Here is a 23,041-nt window from a genome sequence, read left to right as displayed (position 1 = left end):
AGTGTCGCTCACGCGGCTCTCAAGAAACACCAGAGGCTAACTCCTCAGAGCCAGTCAGCAAAGTCAGAGGCAAAACCCCGTCCCCGCCAGCGGCGTACCGCCCTCGTTGATGAGGCGTATATAGTCGGGGGCAGCCGGAACTGTAAACCCCCTTTTTCGAGTTTTTTGGAACTTTTGTGACGACCCAACGTAAAGTGCCTTCTGGCCTACGCGAGATGCGTCTAGTTCATCTCCGTGCCGACAAACGCAAAGCGGTCGACATCGACCATGCCGCGGTCGGTGATCTTGAGATGGGGAATGACCGGCAGGGCCAGGAAGGCGAGCTGAAGGAATGGCTCATCGAGTTTCGAGCCTAACGAGAAGGCGGCAGCCCTCAGTTCCCTCAGCCTGTCCCGTACGGCTTCGAACGGCTCCTCGCTCATCAGCCCCGCGATCGGCAGCGCCAGTTCGGCCAGCACGGCTCCATCCCGGACCACCACGAACCCGCCTTCGATGTCACCAAGCCGATTGACTGCGATCGCAATATCCGCGTCCGACACGCCGACCGCGCAGATATTATGGCTGTCATGACTGACCGTGGACGCGATCGCTCCCCCTTGCAGCCCGAAACCCTGCACGAAGCCCACCGCAATATTGCCGTTGATCCCGTGTCGCTCGACCACCGCGATCTTTGCGACATCCTTTTGGATGTCGCCTGAAACACCATTGGGTCCGGCAGGCAAATCGAGCACCAGGCTTTCCGTGATGATCTTGCCCGGCACGACGCCGATCACCCGCGAGCGCCCGCTATTGGAAGAAGAGCGGAATTGCGAAGCCTGCACGCGCGGTGCCTTCACGCTCTTCCGCCCCACCGCTGGAACCGGCTCGCGAGCGGCGAAGAGCGCATCCGAGACCACACGCCCCGCCGCGATCACCTTCTCTGCCCGACAGCTTTCGAGCATATCGAGCACCACCAGATCCGCCCGCCAGCCAGGCGCCACGAGCCCGCGATCGCTCAGCCCAAAGCCCCGCGCCGCCGAGATGCTCGCCGCGCGATAGATGGCGAGCGGCTCGACGCCCCGCGCGATGGCCGTGCGGATCATGTGGTCGAGATGGCCGAGATCGGCGATGTCGAGCGGATTACGGTCGTCGGTGCAGAGCGCGATGAAGGGCGAGTGTCGCTCGGTAATGATCGGGATCAGCGCTTCCAGATCGCGAGACACCGAGCCTTCGCGCACTAGAACATGCACGCCTTTCCTCAGCTTCTCGCGGGCCTCGTCCGCACTCGTCGTCTCGTGGTCGGTGCGGATGCCGGTAGCGAGATAGGCGTTGAGCGCCTCGCCCCGCAACAAGGGTGCGTGCCCGTCAATATGCCTGCCTTGAAAGGCCGCGAGCTTCGCCAGACATTGCGGATCCTTGGCGAGCACGCCGGGAAAGTTCATGAATTCGGCTAGGCCGATCACTTTGGGATGGCCGGCAAAGGGAAGCAGGTCTTCGATCCCAAGCCGCGCACCGGCCGTTTCCAGATGCGTCGCCGGCACGCAGCTCGACAACTGCACGCGGATATCCATCACCGTGCGCTCGGCACTGTCGAGGAAATAGCGAATGCCTTCCGCACCCAGCACATTCGCGATCTCGTGCGGGTCGCAGATGGCCGTGGTGATCCCCCGCGGCAGCACGCAGCGGTCGAACTCGTGCGGGGTGATCAGCGAAGACTCGATATGCAGATGCGTGTCGATGAACCCGGGCACGATCACCCGGCCGGACACGTCGATTTCCTCGCGGCCCTTATATATGCCGCAGGTGCCGACGATGCGGTCGCCCGAAATCGCCATATCGCTTTCCACCAGTTCGCCCGAAACGAGATCGAAGAAGCGCCCACCTTTCAACACGAGGTCCGCCGGCTCGCGGCCGAGCCCATGATCGATCATCCGTGCCAGCGCTTCGCTCATATTATCTGCCTCAATCACCATGCTTCCCATTGAGCATTGCGGAACGCGCAATCTCAAGAGCCGGCGCCCGTTGCGTCGCGCGAGAGGCTTCGGCAAGAGTGCGAACGCGGAGGCCGGCCAAGGGGAGGAAAAGCTGCCGATGACTTATGTACTTGCGATCGACCAGGGGACCACCTCCTCGCGTGCGCTCGTCTTCGACCGCGCGATGCGCGTGATAGCGACGGCGCAGCAGGAATTCCCGCAGCATTTCCCCGCCTCCGGCTGGGTCGAGCACGAGCCTGAGGATATCTGGAGCTCGGTGGTTGGCGTCTGCCGCACGGCGGTCGCGCAGGCCGGCATCGCGGCAAAAGACATCGCCAGCATCGGCATCACCAACCAGCGCGAGACGGTGGTGCTCTGGGACCGCGCCACAGGTCGCGCCGTTCACCGCGCCATCGTCTGGCAGGACCGCCGCACGGCGGAGATGTGCGCACAGCTGCGAAAGGACGGCGCGGAGCACCTGATCACAGCCCGCACGGGACTGATCGCCGACCCCTATTTCTCGGGCACCAAGCTCGCCTGGCTACTCGACCATCTACCGGGTGCCCGCGCTCGCGCCGAACGGGGCGAACTCGCCTTCGGCACGGTGGACAGCTTCCTGCTTTGGCGCCTGTCGGGCGGCGGCATCCATCGCACCGACGCGACCAACGCCTCGCGCACGCTTCTTTATGACATTCACAAAGGCGAGTGGGACGAAGACCTGCTCAAACTCCTGCGCATCCCCGCGGCCGTTCTGCCGGAAGTCTGCGATTCCTCTGGCGAGTTCGGCATCACCGACCCCAGCCTGTTCGGCGCTGCCATTCCCATTTGCGGCATCGCGGGCGACCAGCAGGCGGCAACGGTCGGCCAGGCCTGCTTTGCGCCGGGTATGGTGAAATCCACTTATGGCACCGGCTGCTTCATGCTGCTCAACACCGGCAGCAAGCCGGTACGCTCCGAAAACCGCCTGCTCTCCACGGTCGCCTATCAGCTCAACGGCAAGCGCACTTATGCGCTGGAAGGCTCGATCTTCGTGGCGGGTGCCGCCGTGCAGTGGCTGCGCGACGGTTTGGGCATTATCAAGCAGGCGTCCGAAACCGGCCCCCTGGCGCGCGCCGCCGATCCGGAACAGGACGTCATCCTTGTGCCGGCCTTCGTGGGCTTGGGCGCGCCGCACTGGGATGCCGACGCACGCGGCGCGCTTTATGGTCTGACCCGCAACACCGGCCCGCGCGAACTGGCGCGCGCCGCGCTCGAAAGCGTGTGTTTCCAGACCGCCGACTTGCTCGACGCCATGTTCGCCGACTGGCCGGAAGCCAGCGCGCAGGAAACCGTGCTTCGCGTCGACGGCGGCATGACCGCGTCCGACTGGACCATGCAGGGTTTGGCCGACACGCTCGGGGTGGCGGTGGACCGCCCCGAATTGCGCGAAACCACCGCGCTGGGCGCCGCCTATCTGGCCGGTCTCGCCAGCGGCATCTATCCCGACCCGACGGGCTTCGCTGACAGCTGGCGCCTGGAACACCGCTTCACACCGCAATCGGACAACGCGACGCGCGAAAAACGCCTCGCCCGATGGCGCGATGCGGTGCGCCGCACGCTTTCCGCTTGAGCCAGTCGATCGCGGCTCCAGATTGGATAGACACGCAAGGAGACTTCCATGGCTGAAACCGATCGCTGGCAACCCATGTCCCGCGCCCCGCGCGACGGCACCCGCATCCTCGTCACCGTGCGTTCGGCCGAGCAGGGCTCGGCGGAAGTGGATGTCGCCTATTGGGGCCGCTCCGACCAGCTCGGCGGCGAAGGCTGGCGTGCCGCCGATTCCACGCCGGGTGCGGTGGTCGAATATAGCGAGCCCGAACTGCAATGCTGGATGCCCCTGCCCATCGCGAGCCCGGCGAGCGAGGACAGGCCAGCGGCTTGGGAGGGGGAAAGAATTGAGGAGGTGGACGGGTCGGGGATTTAGGGATGTTCGGGTTTTATAAGGCTTTGGGTGCTCGACCGCCTATGCGCAGTGGATGAAGGCTCGAAGTCAGCGGAGCGGCTCGCTCACCCCCCGGGGACTTCAGCTATCCCGCACCAATGAGAAGTAGTCGTCGCCGCCAACCTGCCCGCCCTTGAACGCGACCTCCAGCCGGCTGCCATCCGCCCGGTGCGCCAAGCAAAGGGGCGAACCCGGTGAGCGCGGCAGCGGCAGCAGGCATTCCAGCGCGCCGATGCCGAGCTCCGCGATCGCATGGCTCGACGTATCGCCGCCGGCGACTACCGCGCGTGCCAAACCATGACGCGAAACGAGCTGCTGCAGCACGAGGCCAAGAGCGCGCCCGATGCGGCGGCCGCCACCCGCGCCTTCAGCCGTTTCCCCACCCAGCGCCGAATAGATCAGCGGACTGCGCCCGGCGCTCAGCGCGGCACTGCCTGCCTCGACGACCCGCGCAATCTCATGCTCACGCTCCTCGCCGAGCAACGCCGCGACATCGAGCGCGATGCCTTCGAAACCATTTTCGGTGGCATGGCGGATCTGCCGCTCCGTGGTCGGCGAGCAGGAGCCCGACACGACCGCGATGGGACCGCGCGAGCCGGGATTGTCGAAACGCCGCGTGCGCCCGCTCAGCGGTGTCGCGGCACCTTTTGCCACCAGCGCATATTCCACGCCCGAGGACCCGACCACGAACGGCGATCGAGCGCGCCGCTGCCAGAGCAGATCGCCGACGCGCTCTTGGGTGTCGGCATCCAGCACGTCGAGCAGCACCACGGGGAAGGTCGAGAAGACCGCTTCCGCATCCTCAGCCGTGATCCCCGCCTTCAATGCCACCAGGTCGATCAGCCCGACCGGCTTTTCCGTCTGCGCGCCGAGATGCACGCGCAGATCGCTTTCAGCCATCGGCGTCACCGGATGGCGGCTCATCACAGGATGGCGGTCGATGCGGAAGTTCTCGCCACGAAAACCGGCAAAGAGGTGAGCGAACGCAGTCCAGCGCTTCAGCTCCGGCGCACCGACAACCAACGGCGTCGAGCTTTGCCCGAACAGTTCGGCTCCGATGTCGAGCGCACGGCCGATGGAGCCGACCGTGGGGCTGGAGTCGAAGGTCGAGCACACTTTGTAATGTGTGAGCGCCGCACCCGTTTCCTTCAGCCAGCGGAACACGGCAGGCAGATGCGCATCCATCCAGTCCGGCGTTTCGCTGCGGCTGGTGCCCGCGATGCCGATCGCCTCGACATGAGCGAAGCGCGCGAGCAGTGCATCGTCCGGGATGCCCGTGAAAAGCACCGTCGGCACGCCGCGCGTTTCGAGCGCTTCCATGACATCCGTGGAGCCGGTGAGGTCGTCACCGTAATAAGAGAGAAGCGGCGGCATCAGCGGACTGAACAGATTGCGACGCCATAGGCGCCGAGGGAAATATGGTCACTGCCGCTTTCACGCGGCAACTCGGCCGAACTGGAGACAGCGTTCCAAACGGTCTCATCGACGCGCATGAAACCATCGAGTCCCTGAACTCGGAGATCGACCGGCTCCGGCCGCAGATTGGCCAAGACCAGCGTCGAGCCCGTCGCGAGACCTGCGACCACAGCATTTTCACCGATCTCGAGGGCACGTGCGGGCAGGCCCGAAAGCGCGGCAATCGCCTTCAAGGCATGGAAGGCCGGACGCACGCCCTCGCCTTCCACCACGCCAAACGGCCCTGTCAACGCACCGAGCGTCAGCGCTTCGAGCCTTGCCGAAAGCGTGGCCGCCGCATAGCCGACGTTCCAGGCACCGGCGAAAAGCCCGCGCTGGCGCGGATCGTTCGACATCATGGTCTTGCGCACCTTGCCGTCGCTGGTGGCCAAGGCAGCGCCATAAGGGTTGTGTCGCATCCCGATCGTGGAAGGGCCGATGCGGTAGGGTTTGTCACCGAAGATCGCCCGGACCGATTGCGTGTTGAAGGGCAGCGCTTCCAGCGTCTGCATCACGCTCTCGTCGTCGGCGGCATGAACGATGGGCGCCGTGCTGTGCGTGACGAAGTCGAGAAACTCCGCCGGCACCCGCTTGCGGTTCAGTTCGGTGAAATAGCTGAACATGCCGCCCCCGAGCCGAACGCCCGGAAAATGTGCGCGCCCCGTACGGTAAATCTCGTCGAGTGGCGGACATTCCGGCCACCGGCTGCCGGGCGGCGTCGATTTGAGGTCGGGCGCGGGGCTGACGGACACCGCATCGAGTCTGAGCCCGGCGGCCTCCACCATACGTGCCGCTTCCGCCAGTTCATCGGCAGGCGTGCGCTTGGCAGGCAGCGTCAGTTCGAGCGTCGCGGGCACCGGATAGGCATCGAGCAGTTGCCGGAACCCGTCGAGCGCCGCCTGCCCGTGACCTTGCAGTGGATCGAAAGACAGGATCAGATGACGCGGGCCGAGCGCCTTGAGATGGCTGAGCGCGGCAAGCGTTGCCGCTGTTTCTTCGGGTGTCACCACGAGCCCAACTGAGGGGTGAATCGCTCCTGTATCCTCACCAAGCCGAACCTGCACCGGACCAACGCCGTTCCTGCCCGACGACTCCGGCACACCTTCCAAGGTGATCGTGATGGTCTGCCGCACCGTCTCGCCTGCCGGCAATGTATAAGGCCACGGCAGCGCGAGCGGACGGACATAGGTCTTATATGAGGCGTCGGTCCAGTTGCGCTGGTCCTCCATCTCGAACGTGTCGCCTTCCATCAGCACGGAAGCCGTCACACTCGGCGCGAGCTCATGCGTGATCCGCCGCATCGCCATGAAAGGCTGCGCCGGATCGATCAGCAAGGGGAACTCCGAATGCTCCACCGTGCCGTCCGTATGCTCCACCATCGCCGGCCGGCCCGCGACGCCCACGATCGGATGCAGGATATTGAAGCCGGTCCGGTTGGTCGAGAAATCCGCATCGGGCACGGCCGACACATCGAACACCAGCCTGCCCGAAGCCTCGCCCGTGATCTTCGCCTCGAAGCGGAGCACCGTACCCGATGAAGCCTTGCAGGTTCCGCGATATGATACGGCAAACCGCGCCGCCTCTTCCTCGACGCTCAGTCCCTCGATCGCCGGCGCATAGGTGCCCCAGTTCTCATCGCGCACCAGATAGGACACCGCGCGGATCGCTTCAGTGCCGTGCCAGCGGATCGTGCGCAGATTGCCGTCCTCAAGCACGACGCTGAGCGGCCCGGCCCTTAAAGTTCGGCTTTCCGCCGGCCTTTCCTCAGTGCCGAACAGCATGATGGCGCGCGATGGTGTGCTCACAGTGCCGCAGGCTCCACCGGCAAGCCCGTCGCAGCACTGTGATAGCAGGCCTCGACCAGGCGCAGGGTCTTCAGATTGTCGGTGCCGCTCGTTTCCAACTGGGCACCGCCGTTGAGGCTCTGCACCCAGTGCTTCTGGATGGCCAGAACGCTTTCCTGAATGTTGTGCCACGGGCGCTCGGCCCAAGGGAGGAGCGGCGGCGACACGTCTCGATACTCGGTCCCGTCCGCATCCGTCACCGTCAGCCGGTAGCCCGCCCCCAGGCGGATCGAACCTTCCGTGCCGTCGATCTCGACCAGCGTCTGCGGAAACAGCTCCTCTTCGAGCTTCGAGGCATAGGAGCAATCCATGATGCCGGTCACCCCGCCCTCATGCTCCATCAGCGCGGTCGCCACATCCTCGCCCTTGATGCGTGGATTGACGCGCTTCGTCGTGGCCGTGAGCTTCGAGACATCGCCAAGCAGGAACCGCGCAACGTCGAGTGCATGCACGCCGAGATCTTCGAGGATGAATCGTTCGCCTTCGGCAAGATAAGGCTGGCCGGAAAACACGTCGAAAGCCGAGCGGAACGAGACGCGCCCCCAGAACACCGAGCCGATCCGCCCACTGTCAATAACGCCACGCACCGCGCGAATCGCCGACTGCCAGCGGAAATTCTCGTGCACCATCAGCGGCACGCCGGCTTTCTCGCAGGCCGTAACGATGGCCTCCGCTTCTTCCAGCGTCGGTGCCAGCGGCTTCTGGCAGATCACCGGCAGCTTGTGCGATGCCACCAGTTCCACCAGCGCCCGATGGCTCGGTGCCGTGGTGCAGATATCCACGAAGTCGAGCTCTTCCGCGTCGAGCATCGCCGCCGCATCCGTATAGGTGCGCGCGATACCGAATTGCGCGGCAACCTGTGCGAGCCGCGCGGCATCGCGGTCGCAAAGCGCCACGATCGCCGCCCCGCCCTCACCCGCAATGTCGCGCCAGGCATGGAGCTGGTTGATGGCGAAGAAGCCGCATCCGATCAGCGCGCCTTTCAGCATGGGCGCGCTCACGTGATGCGGCGGATCGAGGCTTCGAGCTCGGCCGGCTCGAAGATGCGCTTCCAGTCGTCACGCATCAGCATCGGCTTGCCGAATTCGATGGCCTTGTTGCACGCATCCGAGAACACGCCCGGCGTTTCGTCGAAGATCACGGCGCCCAGCACATTCATGTGGCCGAGCAGGAAGTCGCGCGCAGCCTCGTGCGGCACGCCGCGGCTGACCACCTCGTCCATCGCCTCGCGCATCACGACCAGCAGGCTCGCGCACAGCGTTTCCGACAGCCCCGGCTCGAGGAGCGCCATCTGCTCCACCGTAATGCGGTGCGAGCGCATCACCGGCGCCCAGATGATCTTGGCGATCTCCTCGCCCAGGGCATAGGCTTCTTCCGGCCCCTGCATGAGTGCCGAGACGATATGCTGCTTGGCCGCGACCCCACCGAAGAAGTCGCGCTTGGCGGCCTCTTCCGTCTCGTCGTTGAAGATCGGCGGGTGGCAGGGATGGGTAACGAAAACAGTGAGATCGTCGCGCTTGGGCAGATGGCCCGCAAACGGTGCGGCCGCATCGAGGATCACCAGCATCGTGCCGGGCGCAAGATCCTTTTCGATCGCCGACGAGACCTTGCCGATCGCCGTGTCCGGAACCGCGAGGATCACCACGTCAGCGCCTTGGATCGCGGCGGCCGTATCCGACGCATCGAGCCCGAGCCCGCTTTTCAGCCGCTCGCGGCCCGCATCGCTGACTTCGGCATAAGCCACGTCGAAGCGGGATTCCTTGAGCCTTCCGGCGAGCCGGAAGCCCATCTTGCCGCCGGCACCGACGAGCGCAACTTTGGTCATGGTTTGGGTCTTTCCTGAGAATGTCGGGTCTCAGCCGGATCGACATGGTTGAGCAGCAAGGGCACAGCGCGGACGCGCTGCCAATTCGCGGCCCAATCGCCACCGATCAGACATTCGAAACTCCCCAAGGCTTAAGTCGTCACATAAGTTATGTCAATATAACTCGGCTGCGACGGTTGTGCTCGCGCGTCCGCTCTCATAGGACTTAAGCCAAGCAAGGGGAGCCCGCATATGGAGCCGGTTCAAAGGCGAAAACTGTCCCAGGAAGTGCTCGATCGCCTGATCGAGGCGATCTCCACCGCCGAATTTCCACCCGGCTCGCAGCTGCCCTCCGAGCGCGAATTGATGGCCATGATCGGCGTCGGGCGCCCGTCGATCCGCGAGGCGATGCAGTCGCTCCAGCAGATGGGTCTGATCAAGATCAGCCATGGCGAGCGCGCCCGCGTGGTGAACCCCACCCCCGACGTGATCGTCGACCAAATCTCCAACGCCATGATCATGCTGCTCGCCACCAGCCCGCGAGGCTTGGACGAACTCAAGGAAGCACGTCTCTGGATCGAAGCCGCGCTGGTACGCATGGCAACGCGCAACGCCTCCGCCCGCGATCTCGAAGCGCTCGAAGCCTCGTTGCGCGACCTCAAGGAAGCGCGCGGCGACCATGCCCGCTTCGTCGGGGCCGATATGGCCTTTCACGGGCTCATCGCCGATATGAGCGGCAACACGCTGGTCGCCGCCGCCACCAAGGGCATGCTCGTCTGGTTGTCGCGCTTCAAGCGCGAGCTTGTGTCCGTACGCGGCAAGGAGCGCGTGACGCTGGAGGAACACGAGAAGATCGTCCGCGCGATTGCCGCCGGCGACGGGGAAGGCGCGGCCCGGATCATGACCGACCATATCTCTCGGGCCAACGATCTTTATCGCCAGCCCGACACGATCCGCCGCGCGCTCGTGGAGGAATAAGGCCCGGCTGGCATGACAAGGTGAGCAGCATTGTGCACCATCGCCAAACAGCGGTCACCTCGCGCGCTCACCCTCGATATGTGACCAGCACCGGCAAAGGCAGCCAAGAAGTTTGCCGGCCATTCGTCTTTAGACGAAACCGCCCGCAAACATTCCAATTCGGCCGCGCCTGCTTTATGCCGCCTTGCGCACAGGCGTTCACGGAACCCGAGACGACACTTTTGACCGACACGCTTCTCTACGATCTTCTCGAGGTCGAGCCCACGGCTTCCGCCGCCGAGATCAAGACGGCGCATCGCCAGGCGGCCAAGCGCTTTCATCCCGACCGTGGCGGAGACAGTGCGCGCTTCGTGGCGATCACCCGCGCCTACTCGGTTCTCTCCGACCCCGACCGGCGCAAGCGCTATGACGCGACGGGCCAGTTCGACGCGGACGAGGCCGACAACAGCCATGCCGATCTGATCTTCACCTTGAGCAGCGTGCTGAACCACGTGCTGTCTTCCTCCCGGCTCGCCATCGACAGCACCGATTTCGTCAGCGAGATGCGCCGTCTGGTTGCGGCCAGCCGCGACGTGACGGCCGAGGAACTGGCCGCCATCGAAGAGCGCCTCGAAGCGCTTCAAGCGGCGCGCGCCCGCATCCGCCGCAAGGACGAGGCCGAGAACCTGTTTTCCACCGTGATCGACGGCCAGATCAGGAAACTGACGCAAGCCCGCATCACCAAGCGCAACGTGTTGGCCGCCCAGGAGCGCGCCACCGAAGAGCTGGAACGCTACGACTCGATGGTGGACATCATCCGCTCCGTGCAGTCGGGTTCGGCCGGCACGTCCCCGGAGCCCGGCGCGTGATCGCAAGCGCTGCCTCCGCCGCGATTTCCGACCTTCTGCGCCCCGAATCGCGCGGCCTGATCCTCAAGACGCTCGGCCTCACCATCCTGCTTCTGATTGCCGGCTGGTTCGGCCTGCGGGGCCTGTTCGACTGGTGGGTGATGCCCTGGATCGACCAGGGCGTGAACGCCTTGCCCGGCTGGGCCGGCTTTCTCGAACCGCTGGCGGCGATCATCGTCGGCTTGGCGCTCGCGGTCGGCCTCGCTCTGCTTCTGGCGCCGGCGACCGCGCTCGTCGCCGGTCTATTTCTCGACGAGATCGCCGAAGCCGTCGAGCGCGAGGACTACCCCAACGACCCGCCCGGCCGCGCCATGCCGACGCTTGCCTCGCTGGTTCTCTCCGTCAAATTCCTCGGCGTGGTCATTCTCGGCAATCTGATCGCGCTCTTCCTGCTTCTCGTGCCGGGCGTGAACCTCGTCGCCTTCCTCCTCGTCAACGGCTACCTGCTCGGCCGTGAATTCTTCGAGTTCGCTGCGATGCGCTTCCGTTCCGAGCAGGAGGCCAAGGCACTGCGGCGCGCAAACAGTGGAACGGTCTTTCTCGCCGGGCTTCTGATCGCCGGCTGGCTCGCCGTGCCGGTCCTCAATCTGACAGGCCCCTTCTTTGCCGCCGCCTTCATGACCCACCTGCACAAGGCGCTGGCACGACGCGAGCGAAACCGTCTGGCCCGATAGGTTTCGCTTTTCAGGCTCAACCGATCACGCTATCGCGTCTGGGCTCGCATGAGCCGCCACCCTAAATGGGGCCAGACTGCGAAACGGCACTCTTCTCCGCTGTTTCCTCCCGCCTCAAAAAAACAGCCGGACAATCCGATGCAGGTTCAGGACGGTCTTCCGCAACCGCAGCGCATTCTTGCCTTCTCCACGGTCGGGCTCGCCGTGATGATGGCCGTGCTCGACGGCGCCATCGCCAATATCGCGCTGCCGCCGATCACGCAGGAGCTGCAGATCCGCGCGGTGGACGCGATCTGGATCGTCAACGCCTACCAGCTCGTCGTCACCATGTCGCTTCTGCCGCTGGCCTCGCTCGGCGAGGTCTATGGCTATCGCCGCGTTTATCTCGGCGGGTTGGCGCTCTTCACCTTCGCCTCGCTCCTTTGCGCGCTGTCCACCAGCCTGCCTATCCTGATCGCCGCGCGTGCGCTGCAAGGTCTGGGCGCGGCGGGCATCATGAGCATCAACATCGCGCTGGTGCGCTTCATATTTCCCCATAACCTGCTCGGCCGCGCGGTCGGCAATGTCGCGATGGTGGTGGCCGTTTCCTCTGCCATCGGCCCCTCGGTTGCCGCCCTCATCCTGTCGCTGGCACCCTGGCAGGGCCTGTTTCTGGTCAATGTGCCGATCGGCCTTCTGGCCCTTCTCGTCGGCCTGAAGACCCTGCCTTTCACGCCCACCGCGCCCCGCCGCTTCGACTGGCAGAGCGCTCTCTTGAGTGCCGCCACATTCGGCCTGACGATCTCGGGCGTGAACGCGCTCGGCCACAAGGAGGGCATGGTGCTGGCTGCGAGCGAAATCGTGCTCGGTCTGGTCGTCGGCACCTATTTCGTGTCGCGCCAGCTACGCATTCCAGCGCCCATCCTGCCCGTCGATCTCTTGCGCAAACCGATCTTTGCGCTGTCGGCCACGACTTCCGTTCTGTCCTTCAGCGCGCAAGGAATGGCCTTCGTCTGCTTGCCCTTCTTTCTCCACGACACTCTCGGCAAGACCCCGGCCGAAACCGGCCTCCTGATGACGCCATGGCCGATCGCAACCGCCCTTGCCGCCTTCGTCACCGGCCGCCTCGCCGACCGCTTCGAGCCGGGCAAGCTTTCGGCCCTCGGCCTGTTCCTGTTCGCCTTGGGCCTTCTTTCCCTCGCCCTTCTGCCAAGCAATCCCTCCACCGCCGATCTCGTCTGGCGCCTGGCACTTACGGGTCTGGGCTTCGGCACCTTCCAGACGCCCAACAACAAGATCATCATCACCAGCGCCCCGCGCGAGCGCAGCGGCGGTGCGAGCGGCATCCAGTCGAGCGCGCGCCTCGTCGGGCAGACCATGGGCGTGGCACTTCTCGCCGTGATCTTCGGCCTGATACCGAGCAATCAGATCGAGATCGCACTCGGCCTCGCGACCTGTCTTGCCGCCGCCGGCATCGTGCCCAGTGCGCTCCGCCGCTTCGAGCCGACGCCGGGGCCCCGCGCGGCACCCAGAGCCATCGAGGACCCCATCGAAAGTGGCACCTGAAAGCCCGATTTGGCGCGGGCGAGAGCACCGTGATAGGGGAGGCACCGTGACCTTGCGCCTTCTCTCCTTTTCGCTTTCAGCCCTCCTCCTTTCCACGCCGGCCTTTGCCGACTGGAAGCCGCAGGAAAGCACGAAGTTCTATCGTGTCTCGGGAACGACGGAGCCCGAGCTCTACGCTTCGATCGGCGAGCGCGGGCCGCAAATGAGCCTTGGCCGCACCATAGCGCAGACCACCTTCAAGCTCACTTGGCAGCGCAAATACGAAAACCAGAACGGCGCCTGCGTGCTCGCGCGCGCTGTGCCCAGGCTCCTGATCACCTACCACCTGCCGAAACCAGCCAACGCGCTGCCCGAACCGGTCAAGACGCACTGGACCAAGTTCAGCGCCGGCGTCGAGCGCCACGAGAAGTTCCACGGCGTCATCATCACCGACATGGTCCGCGCCATCGAGCGTGAAACGGTGGGGCTGCGCGTCGAGAACGATCCTGGCTGCACCAGGATCAAGACCGAGATGACCCGTCGCCTCGCGGCCCTTTCGCAGGCCCAGCGCCAGCGCAGCCGCGAATACGACCGCGTCGAACTCGGCGATGGCGGCCCGGTCCACCGCCTGATCCTCGAATTCGTCAATCGCGGCGCAACGCCGCCGCCTTTATAGGCTCTGCATGCTCAAGCGCCTCCGCATCGATCCCTACCTTATCCTGCTGCTTTTGACGGTCGTGCTCGCAGCCGTGCTGCCCGCGACCGGCGAAGCAGCACGCATCGTCAAGATCGCGACCTATGCCGCGATCTGCCTGCTCTTCTTCCTTTATGGCGCGCGGCTCGCCCCGAAAGCGATCTTGGCCGGCATCGCCCATTGGCGGCTCCAGCTCCTGATCCTCGTCACGACTTTTCTCTTCTTCCCGCTTCTGGGCCTCGGGCTGGAAGAGCTGCTCGACGGCCACCTGCCTGCCCCGCTTCTCACCGGCATGATCTTTCTCTGCCTGCTGCCTTCCACCGTGCAGTCCTCGATCGCCTTCACCTCGATCGCGCGCGGCAATGTGCCGGCAGCCCTTTGCGCGGCGTCCGTCTCGAACCTTCTCGGCGTCTTCATCACGCCCGTTCTGGTCGGCCTGCTGCTGCATGCCGAAGGTGGCTTCAACCTCCAGGCTTTTGGCGACATCGCAACCCAGCTTCTCCTGCCCTTCGGCCTCGGCCAGCTCGCACGCCCCCTGATCGGCAAGTTCCTCGAACGCCACAAGAAGCTGACCTCCTATGTCGATCGCGGCTCGATCCTGCTCGTCGTGTACAGCGCCTTCAGCGCGGGCGTGGTGGCCGGCATCTGGAGCCAGATCGACGCCACCGATCTAGGCATCGTGATTGCGCTCAACATCGCTCTGCTTGCCGTCGTGCTTGTTGCAACGACAGTTGTGAGTCGACTGCTCGGCTTTTCCAAGGAAGACCAGATCGCCATCATCTTTTGCGGCTCCAAGAAGAGCATGGCGAGCGGCATTCCGATGGCGGGCGTTCTCTTCCCTGCCGCAACCGTCGGCCTCCTGGTTCTGCCTCTGATGCTGTTCCACCAGATCCAGCTCTTCGCCTGCGCCTTCCTTGCCCAGCGCTACGGCGCGCGACCGCAAGAGGCGGAGGCCGTGGTGGTGAGCGAGCCGACTGTCTGATCTTGAAGCGGGAGCCATGCTGGCGATAAGAAGCGCCACCAGAAGCTCAAAGGCGCGAGACCGATCATGATTGCCCTGATGTACCGCTCCTTCGGCGCCGAGCCCCCTCATGGCCTGACGCCGGCGCAGGAAGCGGTTCTGGGCTTTCTCGCCGTCCTCTTCGTTGGCCTGTCGCTGGCCGCGACCGTGCTCGTGAACGTCTTCACGCTTTGCCTGGGCGTGCTCGTCACCTTTCTCGGCCACGACGGCGCGCGCTTCAATTTCGTGCAGCTCTTCGGCCGGCTGCCGCTGATCGGCATCACCGTGCCCGTGCTGCTCGGTTTCGGCATCTGGCACGGCGCACAGCGCATGGGCTGGAGCGCGGCACTCTGGCCGCCGGTCCTGACCCTCCTCCTCGCCGTGATCCTGCTCGCGCTCACGATCGTGGTGAACACGATGCTCAAGGATCGTCGGGGCTAAAACACCCGCATCGCGAGGATCAGCGCGATCGCCGCGTAAGCCGCCGCCCAAAGATCGTCGAGGATCACCCCGAAGCCGCCATTCATGCGCCGGTCGATGAGCCGGATCGGAAACGGCTTGGTGCTGTCGAAGAGCCTAAACAGCACGAAGCCGACAAGCACTGCCCCCCAGCCGGGCGCGCCCATGGCCCAGCCGAACAATTCCAGCGTCAGCGCCATGCCGACCGTCTCGTCCACCACGATGGCGTTGTGATCGTGCAGCCCCAGATCGTCGCCCGTGCGCGCAGCGGCCCATGCGCCGGCCGCGATCAGCACGGCATAGGCGAGCCCCCGTGCCAGCGGCGGCAGGTCCTGCAACAAAAAGAACAGCGGCACGCCGACAGCTGTGCCCCATGTACCCGGCCAGACCCGCATCAAGCCGATCCCGCCGACCAGCGCGAGCCACTGGTGCGGATGGGCGCGCATCAGGGAAAAGGATGGCACCGGCGCGACCCGTCCCGCATCGACCGCATCTTCGCCGAGCCCTGCCTGCATCGAACGGAACACCCTTTGAAACCGCTCGGAGCTAGAAGCCAGCGCGGGGCCGAAAGCAAGCGCGGAACATTCCCGCAAAGCCCTGGTTCGCCCTTTTTAAAAGGAAGAGCGACCATGGCATCCGGCAAAGGCGGCAAGAAGCATATGGGCTTGGGCGCGCAGGGCAAAGGCGACGGTTCGGGCGCGATGAGCACCATGCCCGAGAACCTCGTAGGCGAGAACGACATCCTGTCCAACCGCGACAAGGCGCAACACACGAAGGAGCGCGGCCTCGACGGCAACGACATCCGCAACGAACAGCATCAGGATCACCCGGCGAACCGGTTGCCGGACGAAGAGTAAGAAGCGCCGGGTCGGTCGCCGATCCTGAGCTATGTTAAGACTGCTGGCGCCGAACTCCGTTAAGCAGGGATTTGTTGCGCGCGTCACTGGCCCCTCTGCGTTCCCTCGCTAGTTAGATCGAGGCGAGGCGAGCGAATGCCGGAAGGTCGCGCCTTCGCTCGAATGGGAGCCTGGAGGGATGGGCAGTATAGCTCAGGCGAAAGCACCCAAGCGGTTGCGGTTGGTCCCGCAAGCTGGAAGGGGTTTGCTCTCCATTCCGTTGTCGGGAATGAGGCCCATGACACTGCGTATCCTGGTCCTTTGCCTGCCGGTCCTTCTCCTTTCCGGATGCGGCGGCGGCTTTTTCGATTCCTCGGTCCCGAGCATTCTCGATCCTGTCGGTCCCATCGGCACCGGCAACCGGACGATCCTGCTCAATTCGCTGGCCGTGATGCTGGTGATCGTGATCCCCACCATGATCGCCACCGTCGCTTTTGCCTGGTGGTTCCGCGCCTCGAACCCCAAGGCGGAATACAAGCCGGGTTTCACCTATTCCGGCCGCATCGAGCTCATCGTCTGGTCGATCCCGACCCTGACCATCCTCTTTCTGGGCGGCCTGATCTGGTACGGCTCCCACCAACTCGACCCGCGCCGGCCGGTCGAACCGGTAGCCGACACGCTCGAGGTCCAGGTCGTGGCCCTCGACTGGAAATGGCTCTTCATCTACCCGGGCGCCCAGGTCGCGACCGTCAACGACCTGAAGATTCCGGTCGGCCAGCCGGTGCGCTTCCGCGTCACCTCGGCCAGCGTGATGACGACCTTCTTCATCCCCCGGCTCGGCAGCATGATCTATGGGATGAACCGCATGGAGAACGAGCTCCATCTACGCGCCGACCATGCGGGCAACTATTTCGGCACCGCGGCCCATTACAGCGGCGACGGTTTTTCCGGCATGAATTTCAATGTCGAGGCCATGCCCCCCGATGCGTTCGGCCGATGGCTCACCGGCCTTCATAGCGGCGGCGACGTGCTCAATGCACAGGCTTATGCTGAGCTTTCCCGTCAAAGCCACGACGTGAAGCCGTTCCATTACTCGCAGGTCCAGAATGGCCTTTTCGATGCGATCGTGCGTCAGGTTCTGCCGCCTGCGCCCGGTCCCGACGAGGGACGCCAGGGCGATCCCGGCGTGCACCCTGAATCTCCCGCAAGCGAAGTGCGCCTGCTCGACGGTGATATCTGCACCGCCTCGAACCCCACCGGCACGAAGGGCTGAACATGCTCGGCAAGCTCGATTGGTCCGCCATTCCCTTCGATGAGCCCATTCCGCTCGTCGCGGCACTCGTGATCGTCATCGCGGGCCTCGGCGTTCTCGCCTGGGTCACGGTGAAGGGCTTCTGGCCCTATCTCTGGCGCGAGTGGATCACCTCAGTCGATCACAAGCGCATCGGCATCATGTACATCATCCTGAGCCTTCTGATGCTGATCCGCGGCTTCGTGGACGCCATCATGATGCGCACCCAGCAGGCCATGGCGACAGGCGGCGCGGCGGGCTACCTGCCGCCCGACCACTACGACCAGATCTTTTCGGCCCACGGCACGATCATGATCTTCTTCGGCGCCATGCCCTTCGTGATCGGGCTGATGAACTTCGTCCTGCCGCTGCAGCTGGGCGTGCGCGATGTGGCCTTTCCCACGCTCAATTCCGTGTCCTTCTGGCTGACGGCGTCCGGCGCGCTGCTCGTCAACCTTTCGCTCGTCATCGGCGAGTTCGCCCGAACCGGCTGGCTGCCTTTCGCGCCGCTGTCCGAAATCGAGTATTCGCCGGGCGTCGGCGTGGATTATTATCTCTGGGCCATCCAGATTTCGGGCGTGGGCACGGTTCTGTCGGGGGTGAACCTCGTCACCACCATTCTCAAGATGCGCGCGCCGGGCATGAGCTATCTGCGCATGCCCATGTTCTGCTGGACCGCACTCGGCGCAAATATGCTGATCGTCGCGGCCTTTCCGATCCTCACCGCGACGCTCGCGATGCTGACGCTCGACCGCTATCTCGGTTTCCACTTCTTCACCAACACCGGCGGCGGCAACCCGATGATGTTCGTGAACCTCATCTGGGCGTGGGGGCACCCGGAAGTCTATATCCTGATCCTGCCCGCCTTCGGCATCTTCTCCGAGGTTTTCTCGACCTTCTCGTCCAAGCCGCTCTTCGGCTACCGTTCGATGGTCGCGGCCACCCTCTTCATCGTGGTCGTGTCGTTCACCGTCTGGCTCCACCACTTCTACACCATGGGCGCGGGCGCCGACGTGAATGCCGCCTTCGGCATCGCGACCTCCGTGATCGCGGTGGGCACCGGCGTGAAGATCTACAACTGGCTTTTCACCATGTATGGCGGCCGCGTGCGCTTCGACACACCGATGCTGTGGGCGATCGGCTTCGTGCTCACCTTCACGGTGGGCGGCATGACGGGCGTGCTGCTTGCCATACCGCCCGCCGATTTCATGCTTCACAACTCGCTTTTCCTCGTGGCGCATTTCCACAATGTGATCATCGGCGGCGTGCTTTTCGGCGCCTTCGCCGGCCTGACCTACTGGTTTCCCAAAGCCTTCGGCTTCCGCCTGCATGAAGGTTGGGGCAAGACGGCCTTCTGGCTGACGCTGGCCGGCTTCGTCCTCGTTTTCGTGCCGCTCTATATCCTCGGCCTCCAGGGTATGACGCGCCGCCTGCAACGTGTGACTGTCGAGGCCTGGGTGCCCTGGCTCGATGTGGCGGTTTTCGGCGTTTTCGTGATGGCGCTCGGCGTCGCCGCACAGATCACCCAGCTCGTGGTCTCGATCCGCCGCCGCCATGAGCTTCGCGATGAAACCGGCGATCCGTGGGATGGCCGCTCGCTCGAATGGGCGACGCCTTCGCCCCCGCCGCACTTCAACTTCGCCGTCCAGCCTCATGTCGAGGGCGAGGAAGCCTATTGGGACATCAAGCAGCGCGCGATCGAGGAACAGCGCCTGGGCGACGAGCCGCATTACGAGCCCATCGAGATGCCGCGCAACAGCCCGACCGGCGTGGTGTCGGCCTTTTTCGCCACTTTGATCGGCTTCGCGCTCATCTGGCACATCTGGTGGCTGGCCATTGTCGGCTTCATCGGTGCCTACGCGACCTTTGTCGTCTTCGCATGGCGCGACGAGACCGAATACGAGGTCTCTGTCGAAGAGGTCGCCGAAGCTGATCGCGCCCGCCGCGCCGCGCGTCAGGCCTGGCTCGAAGCCCATGGACAAACCGCATGAGCGCCACCACCGCATCCGGCTTTCCCGGCCACGACCCTTATCGCCTCGGGGGCTCCCACGGCCATGGCGGCCATGGTCATGGCCACAGCGCCACCGGTCACGGCGAGGGTGGGCAGGCCTCCAAGCTCGTCACGGTCGCCTACGGCTTCTGGATCTTTCTTCTTTCAGACATCATCATCTTCGCCACCTTCTTCGCCGGCTATGCGGTGCTTTCGCATGAGACGGCGGGTGGCCCGACGGGCTCGGAACTCTTCGACCTCAATCGGGTCGGCATCCAGACTTTCCTGCTTCTCACCTCATCCTTTACCTGCGGCCTCGGCAGCCTCGCCACCTACCGGCGCGACATGGCTTGGACGCAGATCTGGCTTTTCGCCACCGGCCTCCTGGGCGCTGCCTTCCTGTTTCTCGAAGTGCAGGAGTTCGTGCAGATGGTCGAAGAAGGCGCTGGCCCCTCGCGCAGCGCGTTTCTCTCGGCCTTCTACGCCGTCGTCGGCTGCCACGGCCTCCATGTCTCGGCCGGTCTGCTCTGGCTCGGCACCATGATGGCGCAGCTTTTCTTCAAGGGTTTCCGCCCCGACATCGAACGCCGGCTCCTTTGTTTCAACCTGTTCTGGCACGCGCTCGACATCGTCTGGATCGCCGTTTTCACGATCGTCTATCTTTTGGGAGCGAACCAATGACCCAGACCGAGACGACCGACCAGAACGATGCCGCACCGGGCGCCGAGGAAATCAACGTCGCCGAAAGCGGCGGTGGTTTTCGCGCCTATCTGATCGGCTACGGGCTTGCCCTCCTGCTCACCGCCGCATCCTTTTATGCCGCGCAAAGCGATTTCATCTATGCGCCCGCGATCATCTCGGCACTGGTCGTGCTGGCGATTGCCCAGATGGGCGTCCACCTCGTCTTCTTCCTCCACATCACCACCGGCCCCGACAACACCAACAACGTCATCGCGCTCGCCTTCGGCGTCATGGTCGTCGGCCTCGTCGTGCTCGGCTCGATCTGGATCATGGGCCACCTGCACGAAAACACGATGCCCCGCGAGAACATGACGCGCGAGGAAATGCTGCAGATGCAGCGCTGAGGATTCTGCTTCTGCGCGTCCGCTCGGATCCGGCTCGCATCCGCCTATACAAGCGTGCCCCGTTTCTTTATGCCCGAACCGCAATGGCCGGGCACTGACACGTGGAGTCTTCCGTTCACTCAAGAGCCGTCTTTTTCGTGGGCGGCTACGATCCCAAATCGCCTTCGGCCCTCTTCAAGCGGCTGGAGCGCGAGCACCGGCGTTCGGCGGCTTTGTGGGACGCCGAAAGCACGGTCGGCACCGCAGTTGTCGACCCAGGCGGTGAATGGGCGACCGCCCTCATCGAGGCGAAAGGGCCCGGCTGGAGCACGCAGACGCGTTTCACCACGCTCCTTCTCGACCCCATCGTGCTTGCCGACTTCGCCAAGCCTCTGCCGGTGCGGATCGGCAAGTATCTCCGCGCATTGGCCGATCTGGTTTTGTCTGGCACGGCGTTCCGCATTTTCCGCCATGCCTGGCGCTTCGGCTGCTATTTCCTGTTCCCCTTTGCCTGCCTCGTGCTCTACGCCCTGATCGGCGCTTTGGCCGGAACGCTCGCGGCACGATGGACGAATGCCTTGATCGGCCTCGCACTCGCGGTTCTGATCTTCTTCGGGCTTGCACGCTGGCTCGGCCAGCGTTGGCCGGCGAACCACCTGATGGACCTTTGGTCCTTCTCGCGCGATTTCATGCGGGGCCGGCGTCCCGACGCCGAGGCCCAGCTCGACCGCTTCACCGCGCATATCACCGAGACGCTGCGCGCCAAGCCCTGTGACGAGGTTCTCCTTGTCGGTCACAGCACCGGTGCGCTTCTGATGCTCGACCTCGCCGCGCGGTGCCTGAAGCGCGACCCGGACTTCGCCCGCCGCGCGCGTCATGTCTCGCTTTTGACGCTCGGCTCCACCGCGCTGAAAGCAGGCCTCCATCCGGCCGCCGGGAAATTCCGTGCCGACATGCAGCGCCTCGCCGCCGACCCCCATCTCGAATGGGTCGAGATCCAGTGCATGACCGACATCATCAATTTCCACCGCAGCGAGCCGGGCAGGCTGATGGGCCTCACGCCTGCCGCGAACAAGCCGTTTCCGCTGGTGCGCAACATCTATCTCAAGGAAATGATGGACCGCGACGCCTATAAGCGCATTCGCCGCTCCTTCTTTCGCGTGCATTACCAATATGTTTCGGGCAACACGCGCCGCTATTTCTATGACTGGTTTCTCGTCTGCTGCGGCCCTGTGGCGCTGGGAAACCGCATGCGCATGAAGCAGGCCGATCTCGTGCGCCGACCCGAAGGCCAAGCCCCCTCGGAGCACGCCGCATGACGCCTGAATTCGCCAAGATCGTCTGGCTCGTCGGGCTCGTCGCCTGGGTCGCGATCCGCCTGCCCTATCAACGGCGCGGCCGCCGCATCAAGGTCGTCAACGACAGCCGTGACACGGGCGACCGCATCGCCCTTGCCTTGTCGGCGCTCGGCCTGTCCATCATTCCGCTCGTCTGGGTCTTTACGGGTTTTCCCGCGAGCGCAGATTACCCTTTCCGCCCCTGGCAGGCCTGGCTCGGCCTTCTCGTCGAGATCGGCTTCATCGCGCTCTTCATCGCAAGCCACCGCCAATTGGGCCGCAACTGGTCCGTGACGCTCGAAATCCGCGACAAGCACAAGCTCGTCACCGATGGGCTTTATCGCTTCGTCCGACACCCCATGTATTCGTCCTTCTGGCTCTGGGCGATCGCGCAGGCGCTTCTGCTTCCCAACTGGATAGCAGGCCTGTCGGGCTTGGTCGGGGTCGCGATCTTGTACTTCTCCCGCGTCAGCAAGGAAGAGGCGATGATGCGTCAAGCATTCGGTCGTGAGTATGATGATTACAGCGCGCGCACCGGCCGCGTCTTTCCGCGCCTGATCCGCTGATTCCCATGCGTCTCGCCAAACTCGCGGCAGCGTTTGCCGCCACCCTCATCGCCGTCTCGCCCCTTGCCGCTGCTCCCCTTGCCAAGGAAAAGGCACGCCAGACGACGGTCGCGCCCAAGGCCCGCGCCGTCGAGGTCATCCTTTTGCGTGGCGGCATCGGCGGCATCTTCTCGCAAGGGCTGGATGCCATCGGTGCCGAGCTCAAGGCCCAGGGCGTGCCCGCTCGTGTCGCTGGCTACGGCTCATGGCGGTCGATCGAGCGCCAACTGATTGCCGCGCGCGACCAAGGCAGAACCAGCCGCATTGTTCTGATCGGCCACTCCTTCGGCGCGGATGCCGCGACGGCCATGGCCGCCGAGCTCGCCCAAGCGCGCATTCCCGTCGATCTCATGGTGACCCTCGCCGCCACCGCCCCGCGCCCCGTCGCCCCCAATGTGCGCCGCGCCCTGAATTTCTATTTCGCTTCCGGCGGCTGGGGCTTGCCATTGACGGCCGCCAGCGGCTTTCGCGGCAAGCTCGACAACCGCGATTATTCCCGCGTTGCCGGGGTCGGCCATTTCAACATCGAAAAGCAGAGCGCGGTGCAAGACGAGGTGGTGCAGGCCGTGCTCGGCGTGACCAGAGGCGGCAGGAAGCGCTGATCCGATCAGGGCGCCGCCCGCATCGGCGGAGCTGGCCCAAGGAAAATCGGTTTCCGCCGACGCT

The 23,041-nt window shown here is 64.5% G+C and carries 23 protein-coding genes; 17 read left to right on the top strand and 6 right to left on the bottom strand.

Annotation, left to right across the window (positions count from 1 at the left end; translation table 11 throughout):
* Window positions 1-221 precede the first annotated feature (221 nt).
* A complete protein-coding gene (ade, locus tag NGM99_RS19440) occupies window positions 222-1,931 on the bottom strand; it encodes an adenine deaminase (RefSeq protein ID WP_252822025.1) in 1,710 nt (569 codons plus the stop codon).
* Between the two features lie 139 nt (window positions 1,932-2,070).
* Between ade and glpK the strand changes: the two genes are divergently transcribed.
* Entirely contained in the window at window positions 2,071-3,561 is a 1,491-nt protein-coding gene (gene glpK, locus NGM99_RS19435) for a glycerol kinase GlpK (RefSeq protein WP_252822023.1), read from the top strand.
* A 48-nt stretch (window positions 3,562-3,609) separates the two neighbouring features.
* On the top strand, window positions 3,610-3,915 hold the full coding sequence (locus tag NGM99_RS19430) for a hypothetical protein (RefSeq protein ID WP_252822021.1): 306 nt from the start codon (window positions 3,610-3,612) through the stop codon (window positions 3,913-3,915).
* 99 nt (window positions 3,916-4,014) lie between these two features.
* Here the strand turns inward: NGM99_RS19430 and NGM99_RS19425 are convergent, their stop codons facing one another.
* The 4 genes from NGM99_RS19425 to NGM99_RS19410 are packed head-to-tail and all read right to left on the bottom strand — an operon-like array spanning window position 4,015 to window position 9,057.
* A complete protein-coding gene (locus NGM99_RS19425) occupies window positions 4,015-5,310 on the bottom strand; it encodes a four-carbon acid sugar kinase family protein (RefSeq protein ID WP_252822056.1) in 1,296 nt (431 codons plus the stop codon).
* Window positions 5,307-7,193 carry a D-apionate lactonase gene (gene apnL, locus NGM99_RS19420; protein WP_252822019.1) on the bottom strand — a complete coding sequence of 629 codons (1,887 nt, stop codon included), beginning with the start codon at window positions 7,191-7,193 and terminating at the stop codon, window positions 5,307-5,309. Before apnL ends, NGM99_RS19425 begins: the two co-directional genes overlap by 4 nt.
* The gene (locus NGM99_RS19415; protein ID WP_252822017.1) at window positions 7,190-8,221 is read right to left on the bottom strand and encodes a Gfo/Idh/MocA family protein; all 1,032 of its coding nucleotides are present in this window, start codon (window positions 8,219-8,221) and stop codon (window positions 7,190-7,192) included. Before NGM99_RS19415 ends, apnL begins: the two co-directional genes overlap by 4 nt.
* An 8-nt stretch (window positions 8,222-8,229) precedes the next feature.
* Window positions 8,230-9,057 (bottom strand): phosphogluconate dehydrogenase C-terminal domain-containing protein, encoded by an 828-nt coding sequence (locus tag NGM99_RS19410; RefSeq protein ID WP_252822014.1) that lies wholly within the window; start codon window positions 9,055-9,057, stop codon window positions 8,230-8,232.
* A 231-nt stretch (window positions 9,058-9,288) separates the two neighbouring features.
* Here NGM99_RS19410 and nanR point away from each other — a divergent pair, with 231 nt between their 5' ends.
* The 7 genes from nanR (at window position 9,289) to NGM99_RS19375 (ending at window position 15,234) form a co-directional block, all read left to right on the top strand.
* Complete coding sequence (nanR, locus tag NGM99_RS19405) at window positions 9,289-10,014, top strand: transcriptional regulator NanR (protein WP_252822012.1); 726 nt, start codon at window positions 9,289-9,291, stop codon at window positions 10,012-10,014.
* Window positions 10,015-10,235: 221 nt separating this feature from the next.
* Window positions 10,236-10,862, top strand: a complete 627-nt coding sequence (locus NGM99_RS19400) for a J domain-containing protein (protein ID WP_252822010.1) — start codon at window positions 10,236-10,238, stop codon at window positions 10,860-10,862.
* Complete coding sequence (locus tag NGM99_RS19395; RefSeq protein WP_252822009.1) at window positions 10,859-11,575, top strand: sulfate transporter family protein; 717 nt, start codon at window positions 10,859-10,861, stop codon at window positions 11,573-11,575. The genes NGM99_RS19400 and NGM99_RS19395 overlap by 4 nt, the downstream gene beginning before the upstream one ends.
* A gap of 138 nt (window positions 11,576-11,713) precedes the next feature.
* Complete coding sequence (locus NGM99_RS19390) at window positions 11,714-13,120, top strand: MFS transporter (protein WP_252822007.1); 1,407 nt, start codon at window positions 11,714-11,716, stop codon at window positions 13,118-13,120.
* A 46-nt stretch (window positions 13,121-13,166) separates the two neighbouring features.
* Window positions 13,167-13,775 (top strand): DUF922 domain-containing Zn-dependent protease, encoded by a 609-nt coding sequence (locus tag NGM99_RS19385; protein ID WP_252822005.1) that lies wholly within the window; start codon window positions 13,167-13,169, stop codon window positions 13,773-13,775.
* A 7-nt stretch (window positions 13,776-13,782) separates the two neighbouring features.
* The gene (locus NGM99_RS19380; RefSeq protein WP_252822003.1) at window positions 13,783-14,775 is read left to right on the top strand and encodes a bile acid:sodium symporter family protein; all 993 of its coding nucleotides are present in this window, start codon (window positions 13,783-13,785) and stop codon (window positions 14,773-14,775) included.
* 66 nt (window positions 14,776-14,841) lie between these two features.
* Window positions 14,842-15,234 carry a hypothetical protein gene (locus tag NGM99_RS19375; RefSeq protein ID WP_252822001.1) on the top strand — a complete coding sequence of 131 codons (393 nt, stop codon included), beginning with the start codon at window positions 14,842-14,844 and terminating at the stop codon, window positions 15,232-15,234.
* Here the strand turns inward: NGM99_RS19375 and NGM99_RS19370 are convergent.
* On the bottom strand, window positions 15,231-15,767 hold the full coding sequence (locus NGM99_RS19370; RefSeq protein ID WP_252821999.1) for a phosphatidylglycerophosphatase A family protein: 537 nt from the start codon (window positions 15,765-15,767) through the stop codon (window positions 15,231-15,233). The genes NGM99_RS19375 and NGM99_RS19370 overlap by 4 nt on opposite strands.
* A 114-nt stretch (window positions 15,768-15,881) precedes the next feature.
* Between NGM99_RS19370 and NGM99_RS19365 the strand changes: the two genes are divergently transcribed.
* From NGM99_RS19365 to NGM99_RS19330, 8 genes are all read left to right on the top strand, one after another.
* On the top strand, window positions 15,882-16,109 hold the full coding sequence (locus NGM99_RS19365) for a hypothetical protein (protein ID WP_252821997.1): 228 nt from the start codon (window positions 15,882-15,884) through the stop codon (window positions 16,107-16,109).
* A 277-nt stretch (window positions 16,110-16,386) separates the two neighbouring features.
* Window positions 16,387-17,361 carry a COX aromatic rich motif-containing protein gene (locus NGM99_RS19360; RefSeq protein ID WP_252821995.1) on the top strand — a complete coding sequence of 325 codons (975 nt, stop codon included), beginning with the start codon at window positions 16,387-16,389 and terminating at the stop codon, window positions 17,359-17,361.
* Between the two features lie 2 nt (window positions 17,362-17,363).
* A complete protein-coding gene (gene cyoB, locus NGM99_RS19355) occupies window positions 17,364-19,370 on the top strand; it encodes a cytochrome o ubiquinol oxidase subunit I (RefSeq protein ID WP_252821994.1) in 2,007 nt (668 codons plus the stop codon).
* Window positions 19,367-20,050 (top strand): cytochrome o ubiquinol oxidase subunit III, encoded by a 684-nt coding sequence (gene cyoC / locus NGM99_RS19350; protein WP_252821992.1) that lies wholly within the window; start codon window positions 19,367-19,369, stop codon window positions 20,048-20,050. Before cyoB ends, cyoC begins: the two co-directional genes overlap by 4 nt.
* Window positions 20,047-20,454, top strand: coding sequence for a cytochrome o ubiquinol oxidase subunit IV (cyoD, locus tag NGM99_RS19345; RefSeq protein WP_252821991.1), 408 nt, complete (start codon window positions 20,047-20,049; stop codon window positions 20,452-20,454). Before cyoC ends, cyoD begins: the two co-directional genes overlap by 4 nt.
* Window positions 20,455-20,555: 101 nt before the next feature.
* Entirely contained in the window at window positions 20,556-21,752 is a 1,197-nt protein-coding gene (locus NGM99_RS19340) for an alpha/beta fold hydrolase (protein ID WP_353937440.1), read from the top strand.
* Window positions 21,749-22,336, top strand: a complete 588-nt coding sequence (locus tag NGM99_RS19335; protein ID WP_252821988.1) for a protein-S-isoprenylcysteine O-methyltransferase — start codon at window positions 21,749-21,751, stop codon at window positions 22,334-22,336. The genes NGM99_RS19340 and NGM99_RS19335 overlap by 4 nt, the downstream gene beginning before the upstream one ends.
* Window positions 22,337-22,341: 5 nt before the next feature.
* On the top strand, window positions 22,342-22,977 hold the full coding sequence (locus tag NGM99_RS19330) for a lipase (RefSeq protein ID WP_252821986.1): 636 nt from the start codon (window positions 22,342-22,344) through the stop codon (window positions 22,975-22,977).
* The last annotated feature ends 64 nt before the right edge of the window (window positions 22,978-23,041 follow it).

This window comes from Mesorhizobium liriopis (assembly GCF_024053505.1).
Taxonomy (GTDB): Bacteria; Pseudomonadota; Alphaproteobacteria; order Rhizobiales; family Rhizobiaceae; genus Mesorhizobium_B; species Mesorhizobium_B liriopis.
This window is presented reverse-complemented; position numbering and strand designations above follow the sequence as displayed.

Coding starts and splice junctions, on each gene's coding strand:
- ade (WP_252822025.1), bottom strand. CDS start 1,931: ATGAGCGAAGCGCTGGCACGGATGATCGATCATGGGCTCGGCCGCGAG.
- glpK (WP_252822023.1), top strand. CDS start 2,071: ATGACTTATGTACTTGCGATCGACCAGGGGACCACCTCCTCGCGTGCG.
- NGM99_RS19430 (WP_252822021.1), top strand. CDS start 3,610: ATGGCTGAAACCGATCGCTGGCAACCCATGTCCCGCGCCCCGCGCGAC.
- NGM99_RS19415 (WP_252822017.1), bottom strand. CDS start 8,221: ATGCTGAAAGGCGCGCTGATCGGATGCGGCTTCTTCGCCATCAACCAG.
- NGM99_RS19410 (WP_252822014.1), bottom strand. CDS start 9,057: ATGACCAAAGTTGCGCTCGTCGGTGCCGGCGGCAAGATGGGCTTCCGG.
- nanR (WP_252822012.1), top strand. CDS start 9,289: ATGGAGCCGGTTCAAAGGCGAAAACTGTCCCAGGAAGTGCTCGATCGC.
- NGM99_RS19390 (WP_252822007.1), top strand. CDS start 11,714: ATGCAGGTTCAGGACGGTCTTCCGCAACCGCAGCGCATTCTTGCCTTC.
- NGM99_RS19380 (WP_252822003.1), top strand. CDS start 13,783: ATGCTCAAGCGCCTCCGCATCGATCCCTACCTTATCCTGCTGCTTTTG.
- NGM99_RS19375 (WP_252822001.1), top strand. CDS start 14,842: ATGATTGCCCTGATGTACCGCTCCTTCGGCGCCGAGCCCCCTCATGGC.
- NGM99_RS19370 (WP_252821999.1), bottom strand. CDS start 15,767: ATGCAGGCAGGGCTCGGCGAAGATGCGGTCGATGCGGGACGGGTCGCG.
- NGM99_RS19365 (WP_252821997.1), top strand. CDS start 15,882: ATGGCATCCGGCAAAGGCGGCAAGAAGCATATGGGCTTGGGCGCGCAG.
- NGM99_RS19360 (WP_252821995.1), top strand. CDS start 16,387: ATGACACTGCGTATCCTGGTCCTTTGCCTGCCGGTCCTTCTCCTTTCC.
- cyoB (WP_252821994.1), top strand. CDS start 17,364: ATGCTCGGCAAGCTCGATTGGTCCGCCATTCCCTTCGATGAGCCCATT.
- cyoC (WP_252821992.1), top strand. CDS start 19,367: ATGAGCGCCACCACCGCATCCGGCTTTCCCGGCCACGACCCTTATCGC.
- cyoD (WP_252821991.1), top strand. CDS start 20,047: ATGACCCAGACCGAGACGACCGACCAGAACGATGCCGCACCGGGCGCC.
- NGM99_RS19335 (WP_252821988.1), top strand. CDS start 21,749: ATGACGCCTGAATTCGCCAAGATCGTCTGGCTCGTCGGGCTCGTCGCC.
- NGM99_RS19330 (WP_252821986.1), top strand. CDS start 22,342: ATGCGTCTCGCCAAACTCGCGGCAGCGTTTGCCGCCACCCTCATCGCC.